This window comes from Mycobacterium sp. NPDC003449 (assembly GCF_053588415.1).
Genome location: NZ_JBSFPX010000076.1, coordinates 1 through 22,360 on the forward strand (window position 1 = coordinate 1; position 22,360 = coordinate 22,360).

24 protein-coding genes are annotated in these 22,360 nt (G+C 69.9%); 4 read left to right on the forward strand and 20 right to left on the reverse strand.

Annotation, left to right across the window (positions count from 1 at the left end):
• From ACWDTP_RS19530 to ACWDTP_RS19575, 10 genes are all read right to left on the reverse strand, one after another.
• Window positions 1-1,761: xanthine dehydrogenase family protein molybdopterin-binding subunit (locus ACWDTP_RS19530; protein ID WP_450022687.1), on the reverse strand; the 1,761-nt coding region annotated here is incomplete at its 3' end.
• Window positions 1,758-2,252, reverse strand: a complete 495-nt coding sequence (locus ACWDTP_RS19535) for a (2Fe-2S)-binding protein (protein WP_450022689.1) — start codon at window positions 2,250-2,252, stop codon at window positions 1,758-1,760. The genes ACWDTP_RS19530 and ACWDTP_RS19535, both read right to left, overlap by 4 nt.
• Window positions 2,249-3,145, reverse strand: a complete 897-nt coding sequence (locus ACWDTP_RS19540; RefSeq protein ID WP_450022691.1) for an FAD binding domain-containing protein — start codon at window positions 3,143-3,145, stop codon at window positions 2,249-2,251. The genes ACWDTP_RS19535 and ACWDTP_RS19540 overlap by 4 nt, the downstream gene beginning before the upstream one ends.
• Complete coding sequence (locus ACWDTP_RS19545; protein ID WP_450022693.1) at window positions 3,142-3,948, reverse strand: CoA-transferase subunit beta; 807 nt, start codon at window positions 3,946-3,948, stop codon at window positions 3,142-3,144. The genes ACWDTP_RS19540 and ACWDTP_RS19545 overlap by 4 nt, the downstream gene beginning before the upstream one ends.
• Complete coding sequence (locus ACWDTP_RS19550) at window positions 3,945-4,910, reverse strand: CoA transferase subunit A (protein WP_450022695.1); 966 nt, start codon at window positions 4,908-4,910, stop codon at window positions 3,945-3,947. Before ACWDTP_RS19550 ends, ACWDTP_RS19545 begins: the two co-directional genes overlap by 4 nt.
• Window positions 4,907-5,860, reverse strand: coding sequence for an LLM class flavin-dependent oxidoreductase (locus ACWDTP_RS19555; RefSeq protein ID WP_450022697.1), 954 nt, complete (start codon window positions 5,858-5,860; stop codon window positions 4,907-4,909). The genes ACWDTP_RS19550 and ACWDTP_RS19555 overlap by 4 nt, the downstream gene beginning before the upstream one ends.
• Window positions 5,861-5,968: 108 nt before the next feature.
• Window positions 5,969-6,850: a 5-oxoprolinase subunit C family protein gene (locus ACWDTP_RS19560; RefSeq protein ID WP_450022699.1), complete on the reverse strand. Its 882-nt coding sequence runs from the start codon at window positions 6,848-6,850 to the stop codon at window positions 5,969-5,971.
• Window positions 6,847-7,485, reverse strand: a complete 639-nt coding sequence (locus ACWDTP_RS19565) for a 5-oxoprolinase subunit B family protein (RefSeq protein ID WP_450022701.1) — start codon at window positions 7,483-7,485, stop codon at window positions 6,847-6,849. The genes ACWDTP_RS19560 and ACWDTP_RS19565 overlap by 4 nt, the downstream gene beginning before the upstream one ends.
• Window positions 7,482-8,243: a LamB/YcsF family protein gene (locus tag ACWDTP_RS19570; protein WP_450022703.1), complete on the reverse strand. Its 762-nt coding sequence runs from the start codon at window positions 8,241-8,243 to the stop codon at window positions 7,482-7,484. The genes ACWDTP_RS19565 and ACWDTP_RS19570 overlap by 4 nt, the downstream gene beginning before the upstream one ends.
• 71 nt (window positions 8,244-8,314) lie before the next feature.
• The gene (locus ACWDTP_RS19575; RefSeq protein WP_450022705.1) at window positions 8,315-9,229 is read right to left on the reverse strand and encodes a LysR family transcriptional regulator; all 915 of its coding nucleotides are present in this window, start codon (window positions 9,227-9,229) and stop codon (window positions 8,315-8,317) included.
• A 106-nt stretch (window positions 9,230-9,335) separates the two neighbouring features.
• Here ACWDTP_RS19575 and ACWDTP_RS19580 point away from each other — a divergent pair, with 106 nt between their 5' ends.
• Window positions 9,336-10,388, forward strand: a complete 1,053-nt coding sequence (locus tag ACWDTP_RS19580) for a pyridoxal-phosphate dependent enzyme (protein WP_450022707.1) — start codon at window positions 9,336-9,338, stop codon at window positions 10,386-10,388.
• Between the two features lie 27 nt (window positions 10,389-10,415).
• Here the strand turns inward: ACWDTP_RS19580 and ACWDTP_RS19585 are convergent, their stop codons facing one another.
• A complete protein-coding gene (locus ACWDTP_RS19585; RefSeq protein WP_450022709.1) occupies window positions 10,416-11,249 on the reverse strand; it encodes an SPFH domain-containing protein in 834 nt (277 codons plus the stop codon).
• Window positions 11,250-11,411: 162 nt separating this feature from the next.
• On the opposite strand from ACWDTP_RS19585, the gene ACWDTP_RS19590 reads away from it, so the two are divergent.
• Window positions 11,412-12,464: an NAD(P)H-dependent amine dehydrogenase family protein gene (locus ACWDTP_RS19590; protein WP_450022711.1), complete on the forward strand. Its 1,053-nt coding sequence runs from the start codon at window positions 11,412-11,414 to the stop codon at window positions 12,462-12,464.
• 45 nt (window positions 12,465-12,509) lie between these two features.
• Here ACWDTP_RS19590 and ACWDTP_RS19595 read toward each other — a convergent pair whose 3' ends face one another.
• From ACWDTP_RS19595 to ACWDTP_RS19630, 8 genes are all read right to left on the reverse strand, one after another.
• On the reverse strand, window positions 12,510-13,385 hold the full coding sequence (locus tag ACWDTP_RS19595) for a DegV family protein (protein WP_450022713.1): 876 nt from the start codon (window positions 13,383-13,385) through the stop codon (window positions 12,510-12,512).
• 1 nt (window position 13,386) lies between these two features.
• Window positions 13,387-14,136 carry a diglucosylglycerate octanoyltransferase gene (gene octT / locus ACWDTP_RS19600; protein ID WP_450022715.1) on the reverse strand — a complete coding sequence of 250 codons (750 nt, stop codon included), beginning with the start codon at window positions 14,134-14,136 and terminating at the stop codon, window positions 13,387-13,389.
• Complete coding sequence (gpgP, locus tag ACWDTP_RS19605; protein ID WP_450022717.1) at window positions 14,126-14,794, reverse strand: glucosyl-3-phosphoglycerate phosphatase; 669 nt, start codon at window positions 14,792-14,794, stop codon at window positions 14,126-14,128. Before gpgP ends, octT begins: the two co-directional genes overlap by 11 nt.
• Window positions 14,791-15,171, reverse strand: a complete 381-nt coding sequence (gene rsfS / locus ACWDTP_RS19610; protein ID WP_450022719.1) for a ribosome silencing factor — start codon at window positions 15,169-15,171, stop codon at window positions 14,791-14,793. The genes gpgP and rsfS overlap by 4 nt, the downstream gene beginning before the upstream one ends.
• Entirely contained in the window at window positions 15,168-15,776 is a 609-nt protein-coding gene (gene nadD / locus ACWDTP_RS19615) for a nicotinate-nucleotide adenylyltransferase (protein ID WP_450022749.1), read from the reverse strand. Before nadD ends, rsfS begins: the two co-directional genes overlap by 4 nt.
• 136 nt (window positions 15,777-15,912) lie before the next feature.
• Entirely contained in the window at window positions 15,913-17,361 is a 1,449-nt protein-coding gene (locus tag ACWDTP_RS19620; protein WP_450022721.1) for a vWA domain-containing protein, read from the reverse strand.
• Window positions 17,361-18,248: an AAA family ATPase gene (locus ACWDTP_RS19625; protein WP_450022723.1), complete on the reverse strand. Its 888-nt coding sequence runs from the start codon at window positions 18,246-18,248 to the stop codon at window positions 17,361-17,363. The genes ACWDTP_RS19620 and ACWDTP_RS19625 overlap by 1 nt, the downstream gene beginning before the upstream one ends.
• A 16-nt stretch (window positions 18,249-18,264) precedes the next feature.
• The gene (locus ACWDTP_RS19630; RefSeq protein ID WP_450022725.1) at window positions 18,265-19,524 is read right to left on the reverse strand and encodes a glutamate-5-semialdehyde dehydrogenase; all 1,260 of its coding nucleotides are present in this window, start codon (window positions 19,522-19,524) and stop codon (window positions 18,265-18,267) included.
• Between the two features lie 71 nt (window positions 19,525-19,595).
• Between ACWDTP_RS19630 and ACWDTP_RS19635 the strand changes: the two genes are divergently transcribed.
• On the forward strand, window positions 19,596-20,468 hold the full coding sequence (locus ACWDTP_RS19635; protein WP_450022727.1) for a PfkB family carbohydrate kinase: 873 nt from the start codon (window positions 19,596-19,598) through the stop codon (window positions 20,466-20,468).
• Between the two features lie 31 nt (window positions 20,469-20,499).
• Window positions 20,500-21,324 (forward strand): enoyl-CoA hydratase/isomerase family protein, encoded by an 825-nt coding sequence (locus ACWDTP_RS19640; protein ID WP_450022729.1) that lies wholly within the window; start codon window positions 20,500-20,502, stop codon window positions 21,322-21,324.
• An 8-nt stretch (window positions 21,325-21,332) separates the two neighbouring features.
• On the opposite strand, the gene ACWDTP_RS19645 is transcribed toward ACWDTP_RS19640, so the two are convergent.
• Window positions 21,333-22,358 carry an ABC transporter substrate-binding protein gene (locus ACWDTP_RS19645; protein ID WP_450022731.1) on the reverse strand — a complete coding sequence of 342 codons (1,026 nt, stop codon included), beginning with the start codon at window positions 22,356-22,358 and terminating at the stop codon, window positions 21,333-21,335.
• Window positions 22,359-22,360 lie beyond the last annotated feature (2 nt).

Here is a 22,360-nt window from a genome sequence, read left to right on the forward strand (position 1 = left end):
CCACACCAGTGCGTCCTCGGGAACCCCGAGCTCCTTGGCGGCAACCGGGGTGAGCTGGTCGCGCAGTTTGCGCGCGGCGCGCAGGATGGCGTTGCCCGACATGTAGAGCTGACGGGTGGCGTAGGTACCACCGGCCGGCGGGGTGAGTGCGGTGTCCCCGATGTAGACGCTGATATCCGATAACGCGACGCCGAGGATCTCCGAGGCGATCTGGCACAGGCTGGCGGCCTGACCGGCACCCAGATCGGTCACGCCGCTACGGATCAGCAGGGTGCCGTCGGCTTGCAGTGTCACCCACGCGGCGGCGTGGTCGCGGAACCAGATCGAGCGACCGTACGGTTGCATACCGCACGCGAAACCCCGCCCGACCACCTTGCCGGGACCGCTCGGCCGGCTCGGCTCACCGAGCAGTTCCAGTGCGGCGCTGCGGGTCTCGCGAACCGCGACGGCCGTCGTTACGGGTTCACCGCCGGCCAGCAGATCCCCCTTCTCGATGTAGTTGCGGTCGCGCACCCCCTCGCGGCTCAGACCCAACTCGGCGGCCAGCGCGTCCATCTGCGATTCGTAGCCCAGCGTCACCTGCATGGCGCCGAACCCGCGGAAGGCGCTGGTGGGCACGTTGTTGGTGAACACCGCCCGGGACCGGACCCGGACCACGGGCACCTTGTACGGGCCCGGTGACAGGGCCGCGCCGGCGAACAGCACGCGGGCGCTCAGGCACGGGTAGGCGCCGGCGTCGCCGACGATATCGGCGTCGACGGCGAGGATCTTGCCGTCCCGGCCTGCCGCGGTGCGGTAATGCATGGTGAACGGGTGACGTTTGGAGCTGGCCAGGATCGACTCCTGCCTCGACCAGATCATCCGGACCGGGCGCCGCGTCCGCCAGACCAGCAGCGCGATATAGGGTTCGACGGTCATATCCTCCTTGCCGCCGAAGCCGCCGCCCATATAGGAGGCGATCACCCTGACCTGACTCTGTGGCAGCCCGAGGATCGCGGCGATCTCCACCGCGTGCTCGATGACTTGCGTCGAAATCCTCAGTGTGACAACGTCATTCTCGATCCAGCCGACGCCCGCCTCGGTTTCGAGGTAGGCGTGCTCGACGTGCTGGCTGCGGTAGGTGCCCTCGACGACGACGTCGGCCCCGGCGAATGCGGAGTCGATGTCGCCGCGTTCCAGATGCCAGTTGACCAACACGTTGCCCTCGTCGTGCACCAGCGGTGCGCGGTCGGCCAGGGCATCCTCGGGGGTGTAGACACCGGGCAGCGGTTCGTATTCGACCTCCACCAGGTCGGCGGCCTCGGCGGCAGTCTCCGGGTCGTCGGCGGCCACCACCGCGACCGGTTCGCCCACATAGCGGACCCGGTCCCGGGCCAGCACGGGCTGCTCGACGGTCAGTTCGCCCAGTCCCCCGCTGGCGTGTTCGACGATGGCGTTGTGCGGAACGTCGGCGGCCGTGAGCACCGCCACCACACCTTCCAGCCGCTCGGCGGCCGAGGTGTCGATGCGCACGATCTTCGCCGGCGCCATATCGGCCCGGACCACCTTCCCGTGGATCATCCCCGGCAGGTTCCAGTCGGCGGCGTACAACAACGTGCCGCGCACCTTGTTGACGAAATCGTGATGGGCGGGTGACTGTCCCACCACCCGGAAGTCGCGTTCCCGCTCCTCGGGGCCGGAGTCCGCGTCGGGATCGAATTCGGCTGGAGCGCTGGTTGGTTCGGTAGTGTCGGGGGTGGTTCCCGGTTCGACGGTGGTCACTGGGCACCTCCCCGCTCCACGGCCGGTGCGTGCAGGTAGTCCTCGACCGCGTCGACGATGGCCTGATAGCCGGTGCAGCGGCACAGATTTCCGACCAGCTCGTGACGGATGTCCTCGCGGGATGCGTCCGGATTGTGTTCGGCCAGCGTGGCCGCGGTCAGCAACATCCCCGGAGTGCAGAAGCCGCATTGGGAGGCGCCGCGCTCCAGGAAGCATTTCTGCAGCGGATGCGGTTCCTCCTGGGGATCCGACCAGCCGCGCAGGGTGACGATGTCGTGGCCCTCGGCCTGAACGGCGTAGAGGCAGCAGGCACTGACCGGATCGCCGTCCAGCAGCACCGTGCAGGTGCCGCAGACACCTTCGGCGCAGCCGTACCGCACGTCGGGCATGCCGAGATCGTCGTGCAGCACATCGAGCAGCGTGCGGTCGTTGCGCACCCACACCTCGTGGTCGCGGGCGTTCACCCGGAGCACGACCTGGGTCCGGATCATGATGCGCCTCCCTTCCCTGCGAGCACCTGCTGCAACAGGCGCCGGGTATGAACCGTGACGAGCCGCCGCCGGTAGTCGGCGGTGCCGTGCAGATCGGTGTCGGGGTCCAGCGACGCCGCGATGGCCTCGGCACTCTCGCGGGCGCGGTCGGGGCTGCCCGGATCCGACAGCGCCGGGGCCAGCAGCTCCCGGTCGACCAGCAGCGGGCGGTCGGCCACACCCCCCAACACCACCCGCAGGTCCCCGGCCGGCCGGGCCATGACGGTGACGCTCACGGTGGCGAAATCGGAGTAGCGACGGACGACTTCGTGAAAACCCCACCGGCAGGCACCGCCGACGGGGATGCGCCCGCCGACGACCACCTCGTTCGGATCGGTCGCGGTGGTGAGGTAGGTGAGGAAGAAGTCCTCGGCCGCGATCCTGCGGGTTCCGGACGGGCCCGCCACCTCGATCTCACCGCCCATCGCCATGGTGACCGCGGCGATCTCACCGGTCGGGTCGGCGTGCGCGAGCGTCCCGCCGAATGTTCCGCGGTTGCGCACCCGCACGTTCCCGACGAACCGCACCGCATGCGCCAGCAACGGCGCGTGGGCGCGCACCACATCGGAGGTCACCAGCACCCGGTGCCGGGTGTTGGCGTCGATGACGAGCTCCTCGCCCTCGACGCGGGGGGCGGCCGCCGGTATCGGGTTGACGTCGATGAGTGCCGCAGGAAAAGCCAAGCGCAGGTTGAGCATTGGTATCAGGCTCTGCCCTCCGGCGAGGATCTTGGCTTCACCGTCCCACAGCTGGAGCAGCTCGATCGCGTCGGCCCACGATTCGGCCCGCTGATATTCGAAGCAGCTCGCCGGGGTGCGTTCGGCGGGCGTCGACACCGTCTCTTGCACCGTCATGCGGGTTCCTCCTGACCGTCGCCGTTGACGAGGTTACGCAGCAGCACCAGCTCGGCGTCGTCCACCGCCGGGAGCTCCTCGAGCTGCTCGTGCACGAGCAGCTCGAATCCCGTTGCGGCCCGCACACTGTCGAGGGTGACGCCGGCCTGCAGCGCGCGCACCCGCATCCGGCGGGACTCCGGGTCGAAGTCCAGCAGGGCCAGATCGGTGACGACCCAGCGGGGCCCGCCGAACGGCAGCCCGCTGTCGCGTCGGCTGGTTCCGCCGAACAGGAAGCCCGGGCTGCTGACGAAGTCGACCCGCTCGACGAAACGTCGCGGTTCGTGTTGGGTGACGACGACGACCTCATTGCACATCGAGGCGATGTCGTTGGCGCCGCCGGGGCCGGGCAGCCGCACCGCGGGCCTGGCCGGGTCACCGACCAGGCTGGTGTTGACATTGCCGTACCGGTCGACCTGGGCGACGCCGATGAAGCCGTAGTCGAAGAAACCGCGCTGGGCCATCAGGAAGATGTCGGTGGCCCCGGTCAGCATCTGCGCCCCGACCGCGGCGCGCACCTCGTTGGTGGAGGCGGGCAGTTCGCCGGCCATCAGCTCGATGCCGATCATGCCGCCCTCGAGGAGCACCGTCAGGTGCGGGGCCTGGCGGCGCTTGGCGATCGCGGCGGCGACCAGCGGCTGACCGATCCCGGCGAACAGCACCTTGCCGTTCTCCAGGAGCCGGCTGGCGGCGATGGTCATGATCTCGTCGGGCCGGGCGTCGGGGTGCTGCACCCCGGCCGGCCGGGTCAGGGAATCGGTCATCGGGGCAGCATCTCCTGCGCGGTGCGCCGTGCGGTCGCCAGTCGGTCGGGGTCGATCGAGGCCAGGTAGGCGTCGTGGTCGGGGTGGGCGGTCAGGCCGGCGACGTGCGACCTCGCCCCGGCGATCCCGTCCGCCTTCACGGCGTGCATATAGGCGGTGAATTCGTCGAGGTCGGCTTCGTAGCGCCCATAGCACTCGTGAGGGTAGGCGCCCATCGGCTGGTGCACGACGGCATCGACGGCGAAACCCGGGATGGCGGTGCGGGCCGGATCGCTGCGGAACTCGTCGGTGGTGACGATCTCCTCGGCGGTGAGGATGACCCGGCGGGCGGCCAGCGCCAGATCGCCGTCCATCAGTTGATAGCCGTCGATCTGGGCGTTGCCGAGCGGATCGGCGCGCTGAACGTGGATCAGTGCCACATCGGGATTGAGGCTCGGCACGGCGTTGAGGAGCTGCCCGGTGTAGGGGCAGGTGACCTTCGCCAGGCCCAGCTGCGCATCGATATCGGAGCCGAGCATGCTGACCGTGGGCAGATACGGCACTCCCATGGCGCCGGCCTTGTAGCGCAACCCGATACCGAGATGGCTCCACTCCTCGAAGACCGGGCGGCCCTGCTCGACCAGCTGCCGCACCACCGGGGCCAGACCCCAGCCGTGGCCGATTCCGACCCAGCTGGTCATGATCCGCTCGGCGGTGCCGGTGGCCAGCATGAGCTCGGCCTCGAAGCATGACAGCGGCCGGGTCATCGTCAGCCCGGTGCGTCCCTGCCGCAACACCTCGATCAGCAGCGCCATCGGGGTGCGGGCGTGGTTGGTGCCGCCCACTCCGATCACCGCACCGTCGGGGACCAGCCGGCGGATCGCGTCGGCCGCCGTGGTGACCTTGTCCCCGCGGGCCCGGTCGAGCCCTTCGAGTTCCCGGCGCGCTTCGAGCACCCCGCCCGACATCAGTCGCCCGCTCATGCCACCGCCACCAGACTGCCCAGCAGCGGCCGCACCTCGGCCGCGAACCGCTCCACCTGTTCGGGGTCATACGCGTGGGGGATCAGGCAGATCTCCCGGACACCGGCGTCGAGGTGGGCCGCGATCTGCTCGGCACAGTCCTCGGGGGTTCCGCAGATCGCGCTGTCGGGGGTGGCACTGCTCCACTCCGGGGTGTCGAAGTAGGACGCCAGCCACGGCCCGGTGAGTGCCTGCGCCTGCTCCCTGGACGAGCCGATGCAGATCGGCAGCTGGTTGAGCGAGTGCAGTTGGGCCGGGTCGCGGCCGGCCTGCTCGGCGAACCGGGTGATCTTGGCCCAGGACTCGGCGAACGCCTCGGCGGTGTAGAAGTAGGTCAGCCAGCCGTCGCCGAGCGTGGCGACCCGTTTCAGCACCCGGTCGACGTAGCCGCCGATGAGCACCTGGGGCCGCGGCTGCGGCAGCGGCAGCATCTTGACCCGCCGGAATTCCAGGTCGTCCCAGGTGCCGGTGACTTCATCGCGGGTCCAGAGGTCCATGCAGATCTCCAGGTTGCGCTCGAAGATCTTGCCCCGATTCCTGAACGGCGTTCCGGTGGCATCGAATTCGCGTTCGTACCAGCCTGCGGCGACCCCGAGGCGCAGACGGCCCTCGGAGACCGCCTGGATCGTCGCGGCGGTCTTGGCCAGCAGCGCCGGATCCCGGATCGGAAGCACCAGGACGCCGGTGCCCAGCGTGATGGTGCTGGTGTGGCTTGCCAGCACGGCCAGCGTGGTGAGCGCCTCCAGCTGCGGGAAGGGCTGGCGGCTGCCGAGGAACAGATGATCCCACGCCCACAACGAGGTGAACCCGAGTTGTTCGGCCCGCCGTGCCGTGTTGAGCAGCTCGTCGATCTGCGGTGTCTTCTCGGCCGAGGTGAAGTTCTCAACGGCCAACCCGAAAGTCGCGGGCATGGGCGCCGTCCTCTCTCTTTGCTCGTGAGGGCTGGTGTGGCGCCACGTTATGCCAGACCACCCGCACCATTCCATGTCAGCACTAGCCAACTCAGCGGCTCCCGTTTGTCACTGATTGACATTCAGTTCCTCGCGAAAGGGCGTGAATCGGATGCGCGTCCCGGGAACGGCCTGAGCGGCCAGATTCACCGCCGCGCGCGGCGCCACGCCGACGACCGGATAGCCGCCGGTCACCGGCCGATCGGCCAGGAACAACGTCGGGCGACCCCTGGTCGGCACCTGAAGGGCGCCGAGTACCACACCCTCGCTCGCGAGTTCCCCGCTCCGGCGGCGGGCCAGGTCGGGCCCGTCGAGGCGGATGCCGACCCGATCGGTGTCGGGGGTCACGGTGAACTCGTCACCGGCCAACCGGGCCAGGGCCTCGTCGGTGAACCAGTCGTCGCGCGGGCCGAGCCGCAGCGGCAGGGTCAGCCTGCGGGCGTTCAACGTCGGGGTGGGCGCCAGATCGGTTGCGGGCCAATCCCCCGCGTCGTCGCCGACGGGTAATACGTCGTGCGCCCGCAGCGGCGGCGTCCCGAGCTGCGCCATGGTGTCCCAGGACATCGATCCGAGCATCCGCCTGCCGACCAGCCCACCGCGCACGGCCACGTAGCTGCGCATCCCCTCGGTGGGGGCGCCGAGCGTGACCTGCTCACCGGCCCGCACCGTGAAGGCCGCGTTGAGGCCATGCCCCCGGCCGGCGCAGGTGATCGGGACCGGGGCGCCGGTCACCGCGATCAGCACCGGTGAGTCCACCGTGAACGTCATGCGGCCAAGGGTGACCTCGATCCCCGGCGCCCCCGGCCGGTTGCCGACCAGCCGGTTCGCCAGATCGTAGGAGGCGCGGTCGGCGGCGCCGGACTGTCCCACCCCGAGGTGGGCCAGGCCACGCCGGCCGTGGTCCTCCAAAAGCGCCAGCACGCCGACGGATTCGACGGTGAGCCGGGTCATCGGCCCACCTCGCGGAATCGCACCGTCGCACCGGGACGCAGAACCGCCGGCGGGTCGGCCGACGCGTCCCACAGCACCGCGTCGGTGCGGCCAAGGAGTTGCCACCCGCCGGGCGAGGCCCTCGGGTAGACCGAGGAGAACTCGCCGGCGATCGCGACGGCGCCTGCGGGTACCCGGATCCGTGCCTCATCGCGCCGCGGCACCCGCAGCCGCGGGTCACCGCCGACCAGATAGGAGAAGCCGGGGGCGAACCCGCAGAACGCGACGCGCCACGGCGTGCCGGTATGCGCGGCGATGACCTCGGTGACGGTGAGCCCGGTCAGGCGGGACACCTCGGCGAGATCCGCACCGTCGTAACACACTTCGATGATGTGGCAGTCCGCGTCGTCGGCATCGCCGGGGCCCGGCACCAGCCGCTGCAGGCCGGCCCGCAGCTCGGCCGCGCTGGTCACCCCCGGGTCGAGCGTCACCAGCAGCGTGGTCAGCCCGGGGACCACCTCGCACACACCCGGCAGCCCGGCGTGGCGGACCGCGGCCGCCCAGCGGTGCACCGACCGGTTGTCATCGAGGTCCAGTAGCCAGGCCTCGTCCCCGCACGGCCGTAATGCGGGCGGGCACACCGGATCGCGGGTCACCGAATGGGATACAGCTCGATCCCCGCGGCCTCCAGCGCGGCCCGGGTCTTGCGCGCGATGTCGACGGCGCCGGGGGTGTCGCAGTGCACCAGCAGCGTTTCCGCGTTGACCGCGACCCGGCTGCCGTCGTTGGCGGTGACCTGCCCCTCGGTGACCATCTGCACGGCCCGCGCCGCGGCCGCATCGGCGTCGGTCAGCAGGGCGTTGGGCTCCAGGCGGGACTGCAGGAAACCCCTGGGGGTGTAGGCCCGGTCGACGAACGCCTCGGCCATCATGCGCAGGCCGGCCTCCTCGCCGATGCGCCAGACCTCGGAGCCCGGGGACGCGAGAAGCGGTATCTTCGGGTTGAATTCGAGTGTCGCGTCGACCAGCGCCTTGGCGTGCTCGGTGTTGTCGATGACGACGGTCCACAGCGCGCCGTGGGCGCGGACAAAGTCGACCTGACCGCCGGCCAGGCGCGCAAACACCTCCAAAGCGCCCATCTGATACAGGAAATCGTCGCGCAGCTCGGGGCCGGGGACCGCGATGTAGCGACGGCCGAAGCCGTGCAGATCGCGGTAGCTCACCTGGGCGCCGATCGCAACGTTGTTCTTGACCGAGATCGCACAGGTACGGCGCATGGTGCTCGGGTCGCCACCGTGAAATCCGCAGGCGATGTTGGCGCTAGTGACGATGTCGAGCAGGGCGTCGTCGTCACCAAGGCTCCAGCGGCCCAGCCCTTCGCCGATGTCGGTGGTCAACGCTACTCGTGGCGCCATGGGTCCTCCTGGCCTCTTCGGGTCGTCTGCTCCGAGTATCCCCATCCGACCGGCCCGGGGACCAGCTCCGGTCAGTGAAGCACATCCGTCACTGAAACTGCCGAATCCTGGAATCGGCCGTGCAGCGATCGCCGGACCGCCCGCACCGAGGGGTCATCGGTGCGGGCCCGGCGGGTCAGCGCGACCAGGGTCCGCGCCCATCCGGTCTCGAGCCGGACCAGGGTCGCGGTCTCCCGCTGCGGCGGCAGCACCAGCCGGGGCAGCACGCTGGCCGCGGCCCCCTGATGCACCAGCAACAGCAGCAGGTCGAGGTCGTAGGACTCGTATTGCACCTTCGGCGTGAAGCCCAGCCCCAGGCAGTGCTGCACGGCCCAGGCCCGCGACGCCGCGCCGCCCGGCTCCAGCGCCCACGGCAGCTCACCGCCAGCCCTGACCAGCTCGCGCCCGGCTAACAGTGACGTCGCGGCCACGGCCTCCATCGGGTCGGTGGCCAGCACCTCACGGTGCACGTGCCGCGGTAGCCCCGGGCCGCCACCCGGGTACTCCTCGCTGACCACCACGTCGAATTCCCCGCTGAGCAGCGCGGGGATCGCCACCTCCGGCTCGGATTCGACGAGCTCGACCCGCAGCCCCTGATGGCGCCGCTGGCAGTCGAGCAGCGCCGGGACCAGCGCGCGGGCGGCACTGCCGAAGGCGGCCACCCGGCAGGTTCCGGTCGGCGGTTCGGCATCGGACCGCAACTCGGCCTGCGCCAGTTCGATCGCGGCCAGGATGTCGGCACCCCGCTGTGCCAGCCGCTGACCCGCCTCGGTCAGCCGCACCCCTCGACCGATCCGCTCCAGCAGCGCCGCCCCCGCCTCCCGTTCCAGCAGCGCCAACTGCTGGGAGATCCCGGACGGGCTCATGTGCAGCGCCTCGGCGACCGCCGCGATGGTCCCGCGCCGGCGTAGCTCCACCAGAAAACGCAGTCGACGGACGTCCAGCATCACCCGATTCTAGAAATACTTCAGTAATGCTGCCGGGTCGACGGCAGGAATCGGTGATGTTGTCCGGCTCCGGCGATGCCTACTGTTCGGAGACAGGAGGTGTGCCGTGCAGACGACCGGACCGCTATTGCTCAACCCCGCCTGGGCACCGGGACGCGCCGCGGAGTCGCGATCGACCAGCGACGTCCGGGAGTTCCACCAGACCCTCCCGGACTATGCGGTCACCCCGCTGGTCTCGCTGCCCGCCGTTGCCGATGCCCTCGGCCTCGGCAGGGTCCTGGTCAAGGACGAGTCGCTGCGGCTCGGGCTGCCCGCGTTCAAGATGCTCGGCGCGTCCTGGGCCGTGCACCGCGCGCTGCGCTCTAGCGACCGCGCGCGGCCCCGACTGGTCACCGCCACCGACGGCAACCACGGCCGCGCGGTGGCGCGGATGGCCAAGCTGATGAACCTGCCGGCGACAATCGTGGTGCCGCAAGGGGTTTCCGAGCGGGCCGTCGACCTGATCCGGGCCGAGGGCGCCGAGCTGCGGGTCCTCGACGTGGCATACGACGACGCGGTCCGCCGGGCGGCCGAGCTGGCCGATGCCGACCCCGACGCGCTGCTGGTGCAGGACACGTCGTGGCCTGGCTACGAGGACGTACCCCAGTGGATCGTCGACGGATACGCGACCTTGTTCGACGAGGCGGCCGATCAGGCCGCCGAACTCGGCGCGGGCCTCGATCTCATCGTGGTGCCCGCCGGGGTCGGCTCCCTGGCCCACGCCGCGGTGACCTTCGGCCGGTCCCGCCCGGACTGCCGCATCGTCTCGGTCGAACCCGATGTGGCCGACTGCATCCGGGCCAGCCTGGCCGCCGACGCCATGACCACCGTGCCGACCGGCCGGACCAGCATGGCCGGGCTGAACTGCGGCACACCGTCCTACCTGGCCTGGCCCGATCTCCGGACCGGGCTGGCCGGTGCGGTCGTGGTCGACGACGAGTCGGCCGCGCGGGCCGCCGCCGAACTCGCCGGCCTCGGTGTCGACGCGGGCCCGTGCGGCGCGGCAAGCCTGGCCGCGCTGCGGATTCTGGCGGCCGAGCCGGCACGCTCGGGTCTCGGTATCGGCACGGACTCGTCGGTCGCGTTGCTCAGCACCGAAGGTTCCGGCGCATCCGGATAGGCCGGGGCCGCGCACACCGGCCGCGGATCATTCGGTCGGACGCCCGTTGACGATGCCGGCCGAAGTACGCTCGGGCTCGGCCGCCCGGATCGATGGCCCCGGCGTCGCGCGCTCCAGGAATCGCAGAAGCTCGACCGGGAACGGCAGCACCACCGTCGAATTCTTCTCGGCGGCGACCTCGACGACCGTCTCCAACAACCGCAGCTGCAGCGCCGCGGGTTCGGTGGCCATCACATCGGCGGCCGCGGCGAGCTTTTCGGACGCCTGGAGTTCGCCGTCGGCGGTGATCACCCGCGCCCGGCGCTCACGCTCGGCCTCGGCCTGACGGGCGATCGACCGCTTCATCGAATCCGGCAGTACCACATCCTTGATCTCGACCCTGTCGATGTGGATGCCCCAGCCCAACGCCGGACTGTCGATCAGCAACTCCAGGCCCTGATTGAGCCGTTCGCGGTTGGACAGCAGGTCGTCGAGGTTGCTCTTGCCGATGATCGACCGCAGCGAGGTCTGCGCGACCTGACCGATCGCCGACATGTAGTCCTGCACGTCGACGACGGCCCGCACCGGATCCACCACCTTGAAGTAGATCACCGCGTCGACCCGCACGGTGACGTTGTCGCGGGTGATGCCGTCCTGTGCGGGGATCGGCATCGTGATGATCTGCATGTTCACCTTCTGCAGCCGGTCGGCCACCGGGATCAGCATGGTCAGCCCGGGTCGGCGGACGTTGTCGCGGACCCGGCCGAACCGGAACACCACGCCCCTCTCGTATTGCCTGACCACGCGGATGTTGGCGACGCACAGCCAGGCCAGAGCCAGCACGGCGGCCACTGTCGTCCCGAGTGAGTAGAGCATGTCCATGACCAGCCTCGATTCAACGAGTTCGATTCATGGAGTCACGGTGGGCCCCATAATCCGATTGTGCGACGCCGCGGCCGCGACCGCCAGACCGCAGCCCCGACGGTAGTGAACAGCCCGTCGATAGTGTCTACTGCACGGGCAGGCTCATCGAGGAGACGGACTATGACCACAGCGCACCGGCCGATTCGGGTCATCCAGTGGACCACCGGCAATATCGGGCGACGTTCACTGCACGCCATCATCGGCCGCGACGATATGGAACTCGTCGGCGTGTACGCGCACGGGGCCGACAAGCTCGGCGTCGACGCCGCCGACCTGGCCGGCCTGCCGCACCCCACCGGGGTGCGAGCCACCAACTCGATCGACGATCTGCTGGCGCTCAAGCCGGACGCCTGCTGTTACAACCCGCTGTGGCCGGATATCGACGAGCTGACCCGGCTGCTGGCGGCCGGCGTCAACGTCTGCTCCAGCGCGGCCTGGATCACCGGCGGCAAGCAGTCTCCCGAAGACCTTCAGCGCATCCGGAAGGCATGTGAGACAGGCAATTCCACCATCTTCGGCAGCGGAGCGCATCCCGGCATGACCAATATGGTCGGCATGGTGCTCTCCGGCTCATGCGAGCGTGTCGACGAGATCCGGATCACCGAATCGGTCGACTGCTCGACCTACGAGTCCGCCGGCACCCAGACCGCCATGGGGTTCTCGCAGGACCCCGACACACCGGGCCTGGCCGAGAGCGTGCGCCGGGAGAGCGAGGTGTTCGCCGAATCGGCCGCGATGATGGCCGACGCGATCGGCGCCCAACTGGACCGGATGACCTTCGACGTCACGTTCACCGCGGCCACCGACGACACCGATCTGGGCTTCATGCGGATCCCGAAGGGCACGGTCGCTAGCGTCTACGGTTACCACCGCGGCTGGGTCGGCGAACGCAACGTGGTCAGTGTCGGGTTCAACTGGACCATGGGCGATCACGTCACCCCACCCAAACCCCTTGAGCACGGCCATGTCATCCAGGTGTTCGGGCTGCCCAATATGCGCACCGTGCTGCACTGCCTGCCGCCCAAGGACTGGACCGAACCCGGCTTCATGGGCCTGGGCATGATCTACACGGCGCTGCCGGTGACCAATGCGGTGCCCGCCGTGGTGGCCGCCCCGCCCGGGATCGTGACGCTCAAGGATCTGCCGCCGATCACCGGGCGCTTCGCGGGCTGAGCCGCTTTCTACCCGAGGGTTGTGCACACGGCCGATCCACAACCCTCAGGGAGAAACCGGCGCTTGCAGTCCCTGGCCGGGCTGGTCCTCGTCGACCGAGATCACCACGCCGACCGCGCCCGCGCCGACATGGACCGCGAGCACCGGACCCATATCGGACACCGGCACCGAATCCAGTTGCGGCACCCGCTCCTGCACCGCGGTGCGGAGTTCCTCGGCCGCGTCGGGGTTGTCGACGTGGTGCACCACCACACTCGCCTGCCGGTCCCCGATCGCCTCGGCGACCTGATCGACGAGCGCCGCATGCGCCTTGGAAATGGTGCGGATCCGCTGCGACAGCACCAGCCGTCCGTCGATGTCCAGGCACAGCAGGGGTTTGAGCGACAGCGCGGTACCCAGCCAGGACGCCGCGGCGCCGATCCGGCCGCTGCGCCGCAGGTTGTCCAGCCGGTGCACGACGATGAACGCGCGCCCGCGCCCCGCCGCGGCCCTGGCCGACGCCTCGACCTGGTCCAGCCCCGCCCCGGCGCCGGCCGATCGCGCGGCGGCCAAGGCCACGAAACCCACACCCATCGCGGCCGAGCGCGAGTTCACCACCCGCACGGCCTGGCCGAATTCGCGGGCGGCCAGCGCCGCCGAACTACAGGTACTCGACAGTGCGGCCGAAATATGCACGGCCACAACACCGTCGCCGCCGCTGTCGGCGAGGGCCCGGCGGTAGGTCTCACCTAGTTCCATCGGCGTGGCACCGGCGGTGGAAACCTTGGCCCGGTCGTGGACATCGGGTGGCACCGGGTCCAGACCGTCGCGCAGATCGGTGTCGTCGTCGAGCACATGCAGCGGCACCTGCCGGATCTCCCACCGCCGACGCACCTCGGGCCCAAGCCGCGACGACGAGTCGGTCACCACCACGACGGCCATATCAGTCCGCGGAATCCCGCTGGGTCACGCCGGCCGCCACCAGCCCCTTGAGCATGTGCTCGGCCACCGACCGGTGTGCCTCGAAGCTCCAGTGGATCCCGTCGGGGTTACCGTGCCCGCCCAGCACCTCGTCGGCCACGGCGGCCTTGAGGTCCACCAGCGCGACGTCGTGTTCCTCGGCCCAGGCCGTGATCGCGCGCACGGTCGGCTCCCTGCCGTGATGGGCCCTGCCGTAGGTGTCGGCGATGTGCACCGACGGCAACGAGGCCACCACCGGGATTCCCGGACGGTTGAAATCGATGGCGTTGCGGGTCATTTCGAGGTACTCGACGGTCACCCGCGGCGGCAGTGCCGGGCGGGCGATGGGCGAAAGGCGTGGCTGCGCCCACCCGTATCCGTCGCGCACCCAGCGCCGCAGCCAGGCCGGCCGCAGATAGCGGATCGACTCGCGCAGCGCGGTCGGCAGCGGAGACGGCAACGAGTCCATGCCGCCGGTGGCGAACACCACGGCACCCGCGCGGGGCAGGGCGGCCCAGGACCGCGGATCCTGCGTCGCCGCCCACCAGACGTCCCGGCAGGTCCAGCCGATCCGGCCGATCAGTTCCAGATCCCAGCCCAACTGGTCGGCCACGATGTTGGGCCAGATCCTCGGATCGTCGGACGGCAGCCCACCCGTCGGCCCGAAGTAGGACAGCGAATCGGCGAAAACCAGCAACACCGGCCTGCGTGCGGCGGTGGGCTCAGAGGACATCGTTGGCAACCTGCGCCGAGGCGTTCCACACGTCCAGCCGCCACCGGATCGCCCCGAAGTCGGCGTCGTCGGCGGAATGCCCGGACAGCTGAACCCAACTCGCGTTGCCCATACCGCCCAGCACCGGCCAGTTGTCCACCGGCAGCCCGAGCAGCGCGGCCGTCAGTGCCGCGATCAGCCCGCCATGCGCCACCAGGACGACCGGTCGTTCCGGCCCGTCGACACCCCACTCAGGTTGTCCGGCAGCGAGTTCGGCTACCACCGGGGTACTGCGGACGGCGACGTCCACCCGGCTCTCCCCGCCGTGCGGCGCCCACCTGGCGTCGTCACGCCAGGCCAGCCGGGCCCCCGGCGATGCGCCATCGACCTCGAGGTGGGTCAGCCCCTGCCAGTCCCCCAGGTGGGTCTCGCGCAGCCGCTGATCCACCTGCACGGGTAGCCCGGACCGGTCACCGAGCGCCACCGCGGTGTCGAAGGCACGTTTGAGGTCCGACGAAACGATCAGCAGCGGTTGACGTTTCGCCAGCACCTCGGCGGCGGCCGCGGCCTGATCGCGCCCCAGATCGGACAGGTCGGTGTCGAGTTGGCCCTGCATCCGGCTGCCCGCGTTGTATTCGGTCTGGCCGTGGCGCAGCAGCACGAGTCGACGGACCCTCATTCGGTCGGCTCCTGCGGCCGGTCCAGGTCGACCGGAATCAGCGGGCAGTCCCGCCACAACCGGTCCAGCGCATAGAAATTGCGCTCCTCCTGATGCTGGATGTGCACCACCACGTCGACATAGTCGAGCAGCGTCCAGCGCCCTTCCCTGGTGCCCTCGCGGCGTGCGGGTTTGTGGCCGGCCAGCCGCATCTTCTCCTCGACCTCGTCGACGATGGCGTTGACCTGCCGCTCGTTGGACGCCGAGGCGATGACGAAGCAGTCGGTGATCACCAGCTGACCCGACACGTCGATGACCACGACGTCGTCGGCGAGCTTGGCCGCCGCGGCCCGCGCCGCGACGGTTGCCAGCTCGACGGCTTCGGGTGTGGCGGTCATCGGACCGCCCCGACCCCGGCGTAGAGCCCTCGCTTGGCCACGTACTGCACCACCCCGTCGGGCACCAGGTACCAGATCGGCCTGTCCCCCTCGGCCCGCTTGCGGCAGTCGCTCGACGAGATGGCCAGCGCCGGCACCTCCACCAGTTGCAGCGCATCGGGCGGCAACTCCTGCAGGGCCGCCGAGATGTGCTCACCGTCGAGTTCATAGCCGGGTCGGCTCACGCCGACGAACCTCGCCATCGAAAACAGATCCTCCCAGTTCTGCCAGGACAGGATCGACGCCAGGGCGTCGGCCCCCGTGATGAAGTACAGGTCAGCGTCGGCATTGAGCTTCCGCAGATCGCGCAGGGTGTCCTTGGTGTAGGTGGGGCCACCGCGGTCGATGTCGACCCGGCTCACCGAGAACCGCGGGTTGGACGCCGTCGCGATCACCGTCATGAGGTAACGGTCCTCGGCGGCGGTGACCCGCCGGTCGTGCTTCTGCCAGGGTTGTCCGGTCGGCACGAAAAGGACCTCGTCGAGATCGAACAGGTCGGCCACCTCACTGGCGGCGACCAGGTGCCCGTTGTGGATGGGGTCGAACGTCCCACCCATCACGCCCAGCCTGCGTCGAGTCACGAATAGGCAGCTTACGGCAGGCTCCGCGGACCGCGACCTGCGCCGACTCCGCGCGAGCAGACAGCTCGGTACCCGTTTTCGCCGGATTGCGGGTACCTGGGTGTCTGCTCGCGGGGAGAACTCACACCGGCAGCAGACCGTCGATCACCGAGGCCAGCTGTTTGGCCGACCGGCATTCGTGCATGGCGATGACATCGGCGTACTTCGGCACCGCCGAATCGCCACTGCCCCACAGGTGCTTCGGTTCGGGGTTGAGCCAGTGCGCGTGCCGGCTCGAGGAGACCATGTGGGCCAGCAGGTCGACCTGCGGATTGCGGTAGTTGTTGCGCCCGTCCCCCAGCACCAGCAGCGAGCTGCGGGGCGAGAGCACGCTCGGAAACCTGTCGAGGAACGACATGAACGCGTGCCCGTAGTCGGAGTGGCCGTCGCGGGTGTAGACGCCCGCTTCGCGGGTGATCCGCTGCACCGCGACGGCCAGGTCGGCCTCGGGCCCGAACAGCTCGGTGACCTCGTCGGTGGTGTCGATGAAGGCGAACACCCGAACCCGGGAGAACTGCTGGCGCAGCGCCGCGACCAGCATCAGGGTGAAATGACTGAACCCGGCCACCGAACCGGACACATCGCACAGCACGACGAGCTCCGGCCGGGCCGGGTGCGGCTTGCGGAGCACCACGTCGATCGGCACACCGCCGGTCGACATCGACTTGCGCAGCGTCTTGCGCAGATCGATCTCCCCGGACCGCGAGCGCCGCCGCCGCGCCGCCAGCCGGGTCGCCAGCGTGCGGGCCAGCGGCGCGACCGTCTTGCGCATCTGGCGCAGCTGCTCGCCGGACGCCCGCAGGAACTCGACGTTCTCGGCCAGCTGCGGAACCCCGTACATCTGCACGTGTTCACGGCCCATCTGCTCGGCGGTGCGCCGCTTGGTCTCGGCCTCGACCATCTTGCGCAGCTGCGCGACCCGCTGCGCGGCCAGCGCCTTGGCGATCTCCTCCTGGGTGGGCGTGGGCTCCTCGCCGTAGGGCGCGAGCAGCCCGGCCAGCAGCCGGCCCTCCAGGTCGTCCAGGCTCATCGCCTTGAGCGCCTGATACGACGAGTAGGACGGGCCGCGACTGGAGTTGTAGCGGCCGTAAGCCTCGACGATCTGCGCGATCATCGCGGCCAGGCGGTCGTCGAGATCGGCCAGGGTGTCGTCGTCGGAGAGCATCTGCACCAGGGCCGCGCGCATGGCCTCGACGTCCTCGGGCGGAAGCGCCTGCTGGTCGGCTGCCGGGCCGTCGGTGCCGTCGTCGACGACGGTCCGGGTCCCCAGCGCCTCCGGGAAGAACAGGTCGAACATCGCGTCGTAGGTGTCGCGGTGATCGGCCCGGCGCAGCACCGCGCACGCGATGCCCTCGCGCAGCGCCTCCCGGTCGCCAAGGCCCAGCACGGTGATCACCCGGCCGGCATCGACGGTCTCGGACGGACCGACCGCGATGCCCTGGCCGCGCAGCGCTTCGACGAACTCGACGAGATGGCCCGGCAGGCCGTTGGGGGCCAGCGGCTGGGGCGGTCGAATGCGCCGGGACGCCATCAGTTCAGCCTGAGCTCTCCGGCGGCGCGCTGCTGATCGGATTGGTGTTTGAGCACCACGCCGAGGGTCGCGGCGATCATCTGATCGTCGATCGTGTCCATGCCGAGCGCCAGCACGGTGCGGCCCCAGTCGATCGTCTCGGCCACCGAGGGCAGCTTCTTGAGTTGCATACCGCGCAACACACCGATGATCCGGACCAGCTCGGAGGCGATGTGCTCGGGCAGCTCCGGTACCCGCGACAGCAGGATGCGGCGCTCCAGGTCCGGATCGGGGAAGTCGATGTGCAGGAACAGGCAGCGGCGTTTGAGCGCCTCGGACAGTTCGCGGGTCGCATTGGAGGTCAGCAGCACGAACGGTGGCCGCTCGGCGGTGATGGTGCCCAGCTCGGGCACGGTGACCGCGAAATCGGAGAGCACCTCCAGCAGCAGACCCTCGATCTCGATGTCGGCCTTGTCGGTCTCGTCGATCAGCAGCACCGTGGGGTCGGTACGCCTGATCGCGGTCAGCAGCGGACGGCTCAGCAGGAACTCCTCGCTGAACACGTCCATCTTGGTCTGATCCCAGTCCGCATGACCGCCTTGGCTGCCGGTCTGGATCCGCAGGATCTGTTTGGCGTGATTCCACTCGTAGAGCGCGCGGGCCTCGTCGACCCCCTCGTAGCACTGCAGCCGTACCAGACCCGAGCCGGTGGACTGCGCCACCGCGCGGGCCAGCTCGGTCTTGCCGACCCCGGCCGGGCCCTCCACGAGCAGCGGTTTGCCCAACCGGTCGGCGAGGAACACCGCGGTGGCGGTCGCCGTGTCGGGCAGGTAGCCGGTTTCGGCCAGCCGCCGCGCGACATCGTCGATGTCGGCGAACAGCGGCGCCGGGCGTGCGGGCACGCTCATATCTCTCCTGATTGTCCTAGGCCGGGCGGGTTTGACCGTCGCCCCACACGATCCACTTGGTGGAGGTCAGTTCGGACAGCCCCATCGGTCCGCGGGCGTGCAGCTTCTGGGTGGAGATGCCGATCTCGGCGCCGAAACCGAACTGCTCTCCGTCGGTGAACGCGGTGGACGCGTTGACCATTACCGCAGCTGCGTCAACCCGCTCGGTGAAACGCTGTGCTGCAGCAAGATTCGTGGTGACGATGGCCTCGGTGTGCCCGGTGCCGTACTCGTTGACGTGGTCGATGGCGGCATCGATGCCGTCGACGAGCGAGACGGCGATGTCCATCGACAGGAATTCGGCACGCAGCTCGTCGTCGGTCGGGTCGGTGTGCACGGTGACCCCCGCCTCGCGCAGCGCCGCGGTCAGCCGGGGCAGCGCGCTCGCCGCGATCCCCCGGTCCACCAGCAGCGTCTCGGCCGCATTGCACACGCTGGGCCGCCGGGTCTTGGAGTTCAGCAGGATCTGCTCGGCCAGGTCGAGATCGGCCGATTCGTGAACGTAGACATGGCAATTGCCGACACCGGTCTCGATCGTCGGCACCTGCGCGTCGCGTACTACGGCGTCGATCAGGCCGGCCCCGCCGCGCGGGATCACCACATCGACCAGACCGCGGGCCTGGATCAGGTGGGTCACGCTGGCCCGGTCGTGGCTCGCCAGCAGCTGCACGGCGTCGGCGGGCAGCCCCTCGGCCACCAGTGCCGCCCGCAACGCCTCCACCAGTGCCTCGTTGGAACGCACCGCCGACGAACTGCCCCGCAACAGTGCCGCATTGCCGGATTTCAGGGTCAGCCCGAACGCGTCGACCGTGACGTTGGGGCGCCCTTCGTACACCATGCCGACCACGCCGAGCGGCACCCGCTGCTGACGCAGTTGCAGACCGTTGGGCAGGGTGCGGCCGCGCAGCACCTCGCCGACCGGGTCGGGCAGGCCAGCGACCTGACGCAGGCCCGCGGCGATACCGTCCACCCGCTGCGGGTTGAGCGCGAGCCGGTCCAGCATCGCCTCCGGGGTCCCGGCCCGGCGGGCGGCGTCGAGGTCGGCGGCGTTGGCGGCCAGCACGGCGTCGACGCGGGCGAGCACACTGTCGGCCGCCGCGTGCAGTGCGCTGTTCTTGGTCGCGGTGCTCAGGGTCGCCAGCGTCCGCGCCGCCACCCTGGCGCGGCGCGCGGCGTCGTGCACCTGATCGCGCAGACCGGTGTCCCCGACCGCCCTCGACTCCGTCTCAACGCTCATCCAGCCAGCGTATCGAACCTGTTGACAGGGTTCGACACGTGTCAGCCTGCCCCTGGTCTAGCGTTGCGGCCATGGTCGCTGCGCGCGTGTGCGTCGTCGGAAGCATCAACGCAGACCTCACCTTCAACGTCGCGGCGCTGCCGCGCCCGGGCCAGACGGTGCTGGCGTCGTCGCAGACGTCGGCGTCGGGCGGCAAGGGCGGCAACCAGGCGGTGGCCGCGGCCCGCGCCGGCGCCGGTGTGGCGCTGGTGGCCGCGGTCGGTGCGGACGCCGCGGCCGACGCGCTGCGGGCCCATCTGGAGGCCAACGACGTGGCGGTCGACGCGGTCGCGAGCGTGCCCGGCCCGAGTGGTCTGGCGATGATCGTGGTCGACGCCGCCGGCGAGAACAACATCGTCGTCTCCCCGGGATCGAACTCGCGGCTCGACGTGGACTCGGCGACCGCCCGCGCCGCGATCTCGGCGGCCGACGTCGTGCTGATGCAGCTGGAGATCCCGGCACCCACCGCCATCGCCGCGGCCAGGCTGGCCCGCGCGGCCGGTGCGGTCGTCATGCTCAACGCCTCACCCGGCGGCACCTCGGCCCATCACCTGCTTGCCCTGTCCGAGCTGGTCGACGTGGTGGTGGTGAACGAGAGCGAGGCCGCCGAGTGGCATTGGCCGGTGCCACATCTGGTGATCACCCGGGGCTCGCGGGGCGCCAGTTACCTGGGCGCCGACGAACGTTTCGACGTCCCCGCACCGGCCGTCCGGGCCGTCGACACCGCAGGAGCGGGCGATGTGTTCGCCGGGGTGCTGGCCGCGGGCTGGCCCTCGGGACACGAACTCGCGCTGCGCCGGGCCTGCGCCGCGGGGGCGCTGGCGACCCTGGTGCGCGGCGCCGGGGACTGCGCTCCCAGTTCCGCCGACGTCGACGCCGTGCTGGCCCGCAGGCGGGTCGACTGAAGGCGATACCGTTGCCGTTATAGTCGCGCCTATGACACCGGGACCGACACCGCGACCACCCGAGGGCGACTGGCTCGGCACGCCGTATCTCAGGTTCGACCGCCAGGGCCCGTTCGGCGTCGTCACGCTGGACCGCCCCGAGGCCCGCAACGCGATGACCCCGGCGATGTACTTCGGCATCAGGTATGCGGTGACGCATGTGGAGGCCGATCCCGACCTGGCGGGTCTGCTGATCACGGGCAGCGGTGACGTGTTCGCCCCCGGCGGCGACCTGGGCGGCGGCGACGGCGCCGACGACTGGATGAGTTTCGGCGCCGCGCTCTCGATGGACGTGACACCGTTCGAGACCCTGCGCCAGTCGGTCAAGCCCGTGGTGAGTGCGGTGAACGGGCTGTGCCAGGGCGGCGGCCTGCAGATCGCGATCTGCAGCGATATGGCCGTCGTCAGCGACCGCGCCACCTTCCGGGTGCCCGAGCTCTACCGCGGCATCGCCGACACCTACTACAGCCAGATGCTGGCCCGGCTGATCGGCCCGGTGCGCACCCGCGACCTGATGTTCACCGGGCGCACGCTGAGCGCCGAGGAGGCGGTGAGCTGGGGCATGGTCGCCCGCGTGGTGGCCCACGACGAATTGTTCGACGCGGCACGCGATGTGCTCGCCCAGTGCTGCCGCACCGCGCCCCGCGCCAGGGGCGTGGTGAAGTCCAGCCTGGACAACTACCTGGGGCTCTACGACCGGATCGGCATGAAGGCCAGCTACAGCGGCGACGAGGCCGCCGAGGGATTCGCCGCGTTCAAGCAGCGGCGCGCACCGCGGTGGGTACATCCGGACCTGCGGACCGAAGGCCGGCTCTAGCCACCGCCCTATCTCGCCACCGGTGGCGGACCTTCGGCCTTCTGCACGTCGTTGTAGCGCGGGTCGTACTCGATCGCGACGTCGACGCCCTTCTTGACCACACCGCTGCGGTGCAACTGATCGGCAACGGCCTGTTCCTCGGCCACCAGTTCGCCGTCGAGTTTGCGGAATCCCCCGCTGCGGATCCGGTACTCGAAGTCGGTTCGCTCATCGGTGAGTTTGAGGGTGGATTTCAGCGTCTGCTTCACCTGCTCCGGATTGGCGTCATACCAGTCCCAGAACCCCGCGAGCCGGCCGAAGAAGTCCCGCAGCGCGGTGTCCTTGACCGGATCGGCCAGGACATCGGTGCGCGCCGTCCACACGTTGAGCGCCGGAATCTCGGTATCGCGGTCGGTCAGCAGAATCTTGGCCTTGCCGTTGGTCACCGATTCCAGGATCGCCGCCTGACCACCCGAGTAGACATCGACCTGCCCCGAGTTGAAGGCCGCCGCCGACGCGTTTCCGTCGTTGAATTTCACCGGCTTGATGTCGGATTCGGCCAACCCGGCCTTGGCCAGCGACACCAGGTACTGGCCGTGGTTGTAGCCGCCGAAGTTGTAGGCCCAGGAGTGACCGCGCAGACCGGCCGTGCTGTCGATGCCGGTGCTGGTGCGCACCGCGGTCACCAGCGGGGTGAACCGCGGATCGAAGTTGTTGCGCCAGCCCGCCACGATCTTGAGCGGCACGGTCTGCTCGGTCCAGTCGGCGGCCGCGTTGGCCTGCTCGATCGTCAGGGAGGTGTCGCCCATGTGACCGACGTCGATGGTCTTGCCGTACAGCGCGGACAGGTTCGCGGCCGGGCCGGCCAGGATCGCCCAGTTCACCTGGTACGGGGCGTCGTCGAGTACCCCCGATTCCTTGATCAGCGCCGGAATTCCGTTGTCCTGGTAAGCGATCGTCAGCTCATTGGCATCGTCGCCTGACCCCGATGAGCAGCCGGCCAGCAGCGCCGCGGTGGCCAGCGCCGTCAGGAGCGCGAATGTTCGTTTCAGCATGG

What these genes read in the sequence shown, in the direction of transcription:
- ACWDTP_RS19535 (WP_450022689.1), bottom strand. Translation starts at nt 2,252, where the DNA reads ATGATCCGGACCCAGGTCGTGCTCCGGGTGAACGCCCGCGACCACGAG.
- ACWDTP_RS19540 (WP_450022691.1), bottom strand. Translation starts at nt 3,145, where the DNA reads ATGACGGTGCAAGAGACGGTGTCGACGCCCGCCGAACGCACCCCGGCG.
- ACWDTP_RS19545 (WP_450022693.1), bottom strand. Translation starts at nt 3,948, where the DNA reads ATGACCGATTCCCTGACCCGGCCGGCCGGGGTGCAGCACCCCGACGCC.
- ACWDTP_RS19550 (WP_450022695.1), bottom strand. Translation starts at nt 4,910, where the DNA reads ATGAGCGGGCGACTGATGTCGGGCGGGGTGCTCGAAGCGCGCCGGGAA.
- ACWDTP_RS19555 (WP_450022697.1), bottom strand. Translation starts at nt 5,860, where the DNA reads ATGCCCGCGACTTTCGGGTTGGCCGTTGAGAACTTCACCTCGGCCGAG.
- ACWDTP_RS19560 (WP_450022699.1), bottom strand. Translation starts at nt 6,850, where the DNA reads ATGACCCGGCTCACCGTCGAATCCGTCGGCGTGCTGGCGCTTTTGGAG.
- ACWDTP_RS19570 (WP_450022703.1), bottom strand. Translation starts at nt 8,243, where the DNA reads ATGGCGCCACGAGTAGCGTTGACCACCGACATCGGCGAAGGGCTGGGC.
- ACWDTP_RS19575 (WP_450022705.1), bottom strand. Translation starts at nt 9,229, where the DNA reads ATGCTGGACGTCCGTCGACTGCGTTTTCTGGTGGAGCTACGCCGGCGC.
- ACWDTP_RS19585 (WP_450022709.1), bottom strand. Translation starts at nt 11,249, where the DNA reads ATGGACATGCTCTACTCACTCGGGACGACAGTGGCCGCCGTGCTGGCT.
- ACWDTP_RS19590 (WP_450022711.1), top strand. Translation starts at nt 11,412, where the DNA reads ATGACCACAGCGCACCGGCCGATTCGGGTCATCCAGTGGACCACCGGC.
- ACWDTP_RS19595 (WP_450022713.1), bottom strand. Translation starts at nt 13,385, where the DNA reads ATGGCCGTCGTGGTGGTGACCGACTCGTCGTCGCGGCTTGGGCCCGAG.
- octT (WP_450022715.1), bottom strand. Translation starts at nt 14,136, where the DNA reads ATGTCCTCTGAGCCCACCGCCGCACGCAGGCCGGTGTTGCTGGTTTTC.
- gpgP (WP_450022717.1), bottom strand. Translation starts at nt 14,794, where the DNA reads ATGAGGGTCCGTCGACTCGTGCTGCTGCGCCACGGCCAGACCGAATAC.
- rsfS (WP_450022719.1), bottom strand. Translation starts at nt 15,171, where the DNA reads ATGACCGCCACACCCGAAGCCGTCGAGCTGGCAACCGTCGCGGCGCGG.
- ACWDTP_RS19620 (WP_450022721.1), bottom strand. Translation starts at nt 17,361, where the DNA reads ATGGCGTCCCGGCGCATTCGACCGCCCCAGCCGCTGGCCCCCAACGGC.
- ACWDTP_RS19625 (WP_450022723.1), bottom strand. Translation starts at nt 18,248, where the DNA reads ATGAGCGTGCCCGCACGCCCGGCGCCGCTGTTCGCCGACATCGACGAT.
- ACWDTP_RS19630 (WP_450022725.1), bottom strand. Translation starts at nt 19,524, where the DNA reads ATGAGCGTTGAGACGGAGTCGAGGGCGGTCGGGGACACCGGTCTGCGC.
- ACWDTP_RS19635 (WP_450022727.1), top strand. Translation starts at nt 19,596, where the DNA reads ATGGTCGCTGCGCGCGTGTGCGTCGTCGGAAGCATCAACGCAGACCTC.
- ACWDTP_RS19640 (WP_450022729.1), top strand. Translation starts at nt 20,500, where the DNA reads ATGACACCGGGACCGACACCGCGACCACCCGAGGGCGACTGGCTCGGC.
- ACWDTP_RS19645 (WP_450022731.1), bottom strand. Translation starts at nt 22,358, where the DNA reads ATGCTGAAACGAACATTCGCGCTCCTGACGGCGCTGGCCACCGCGGCG.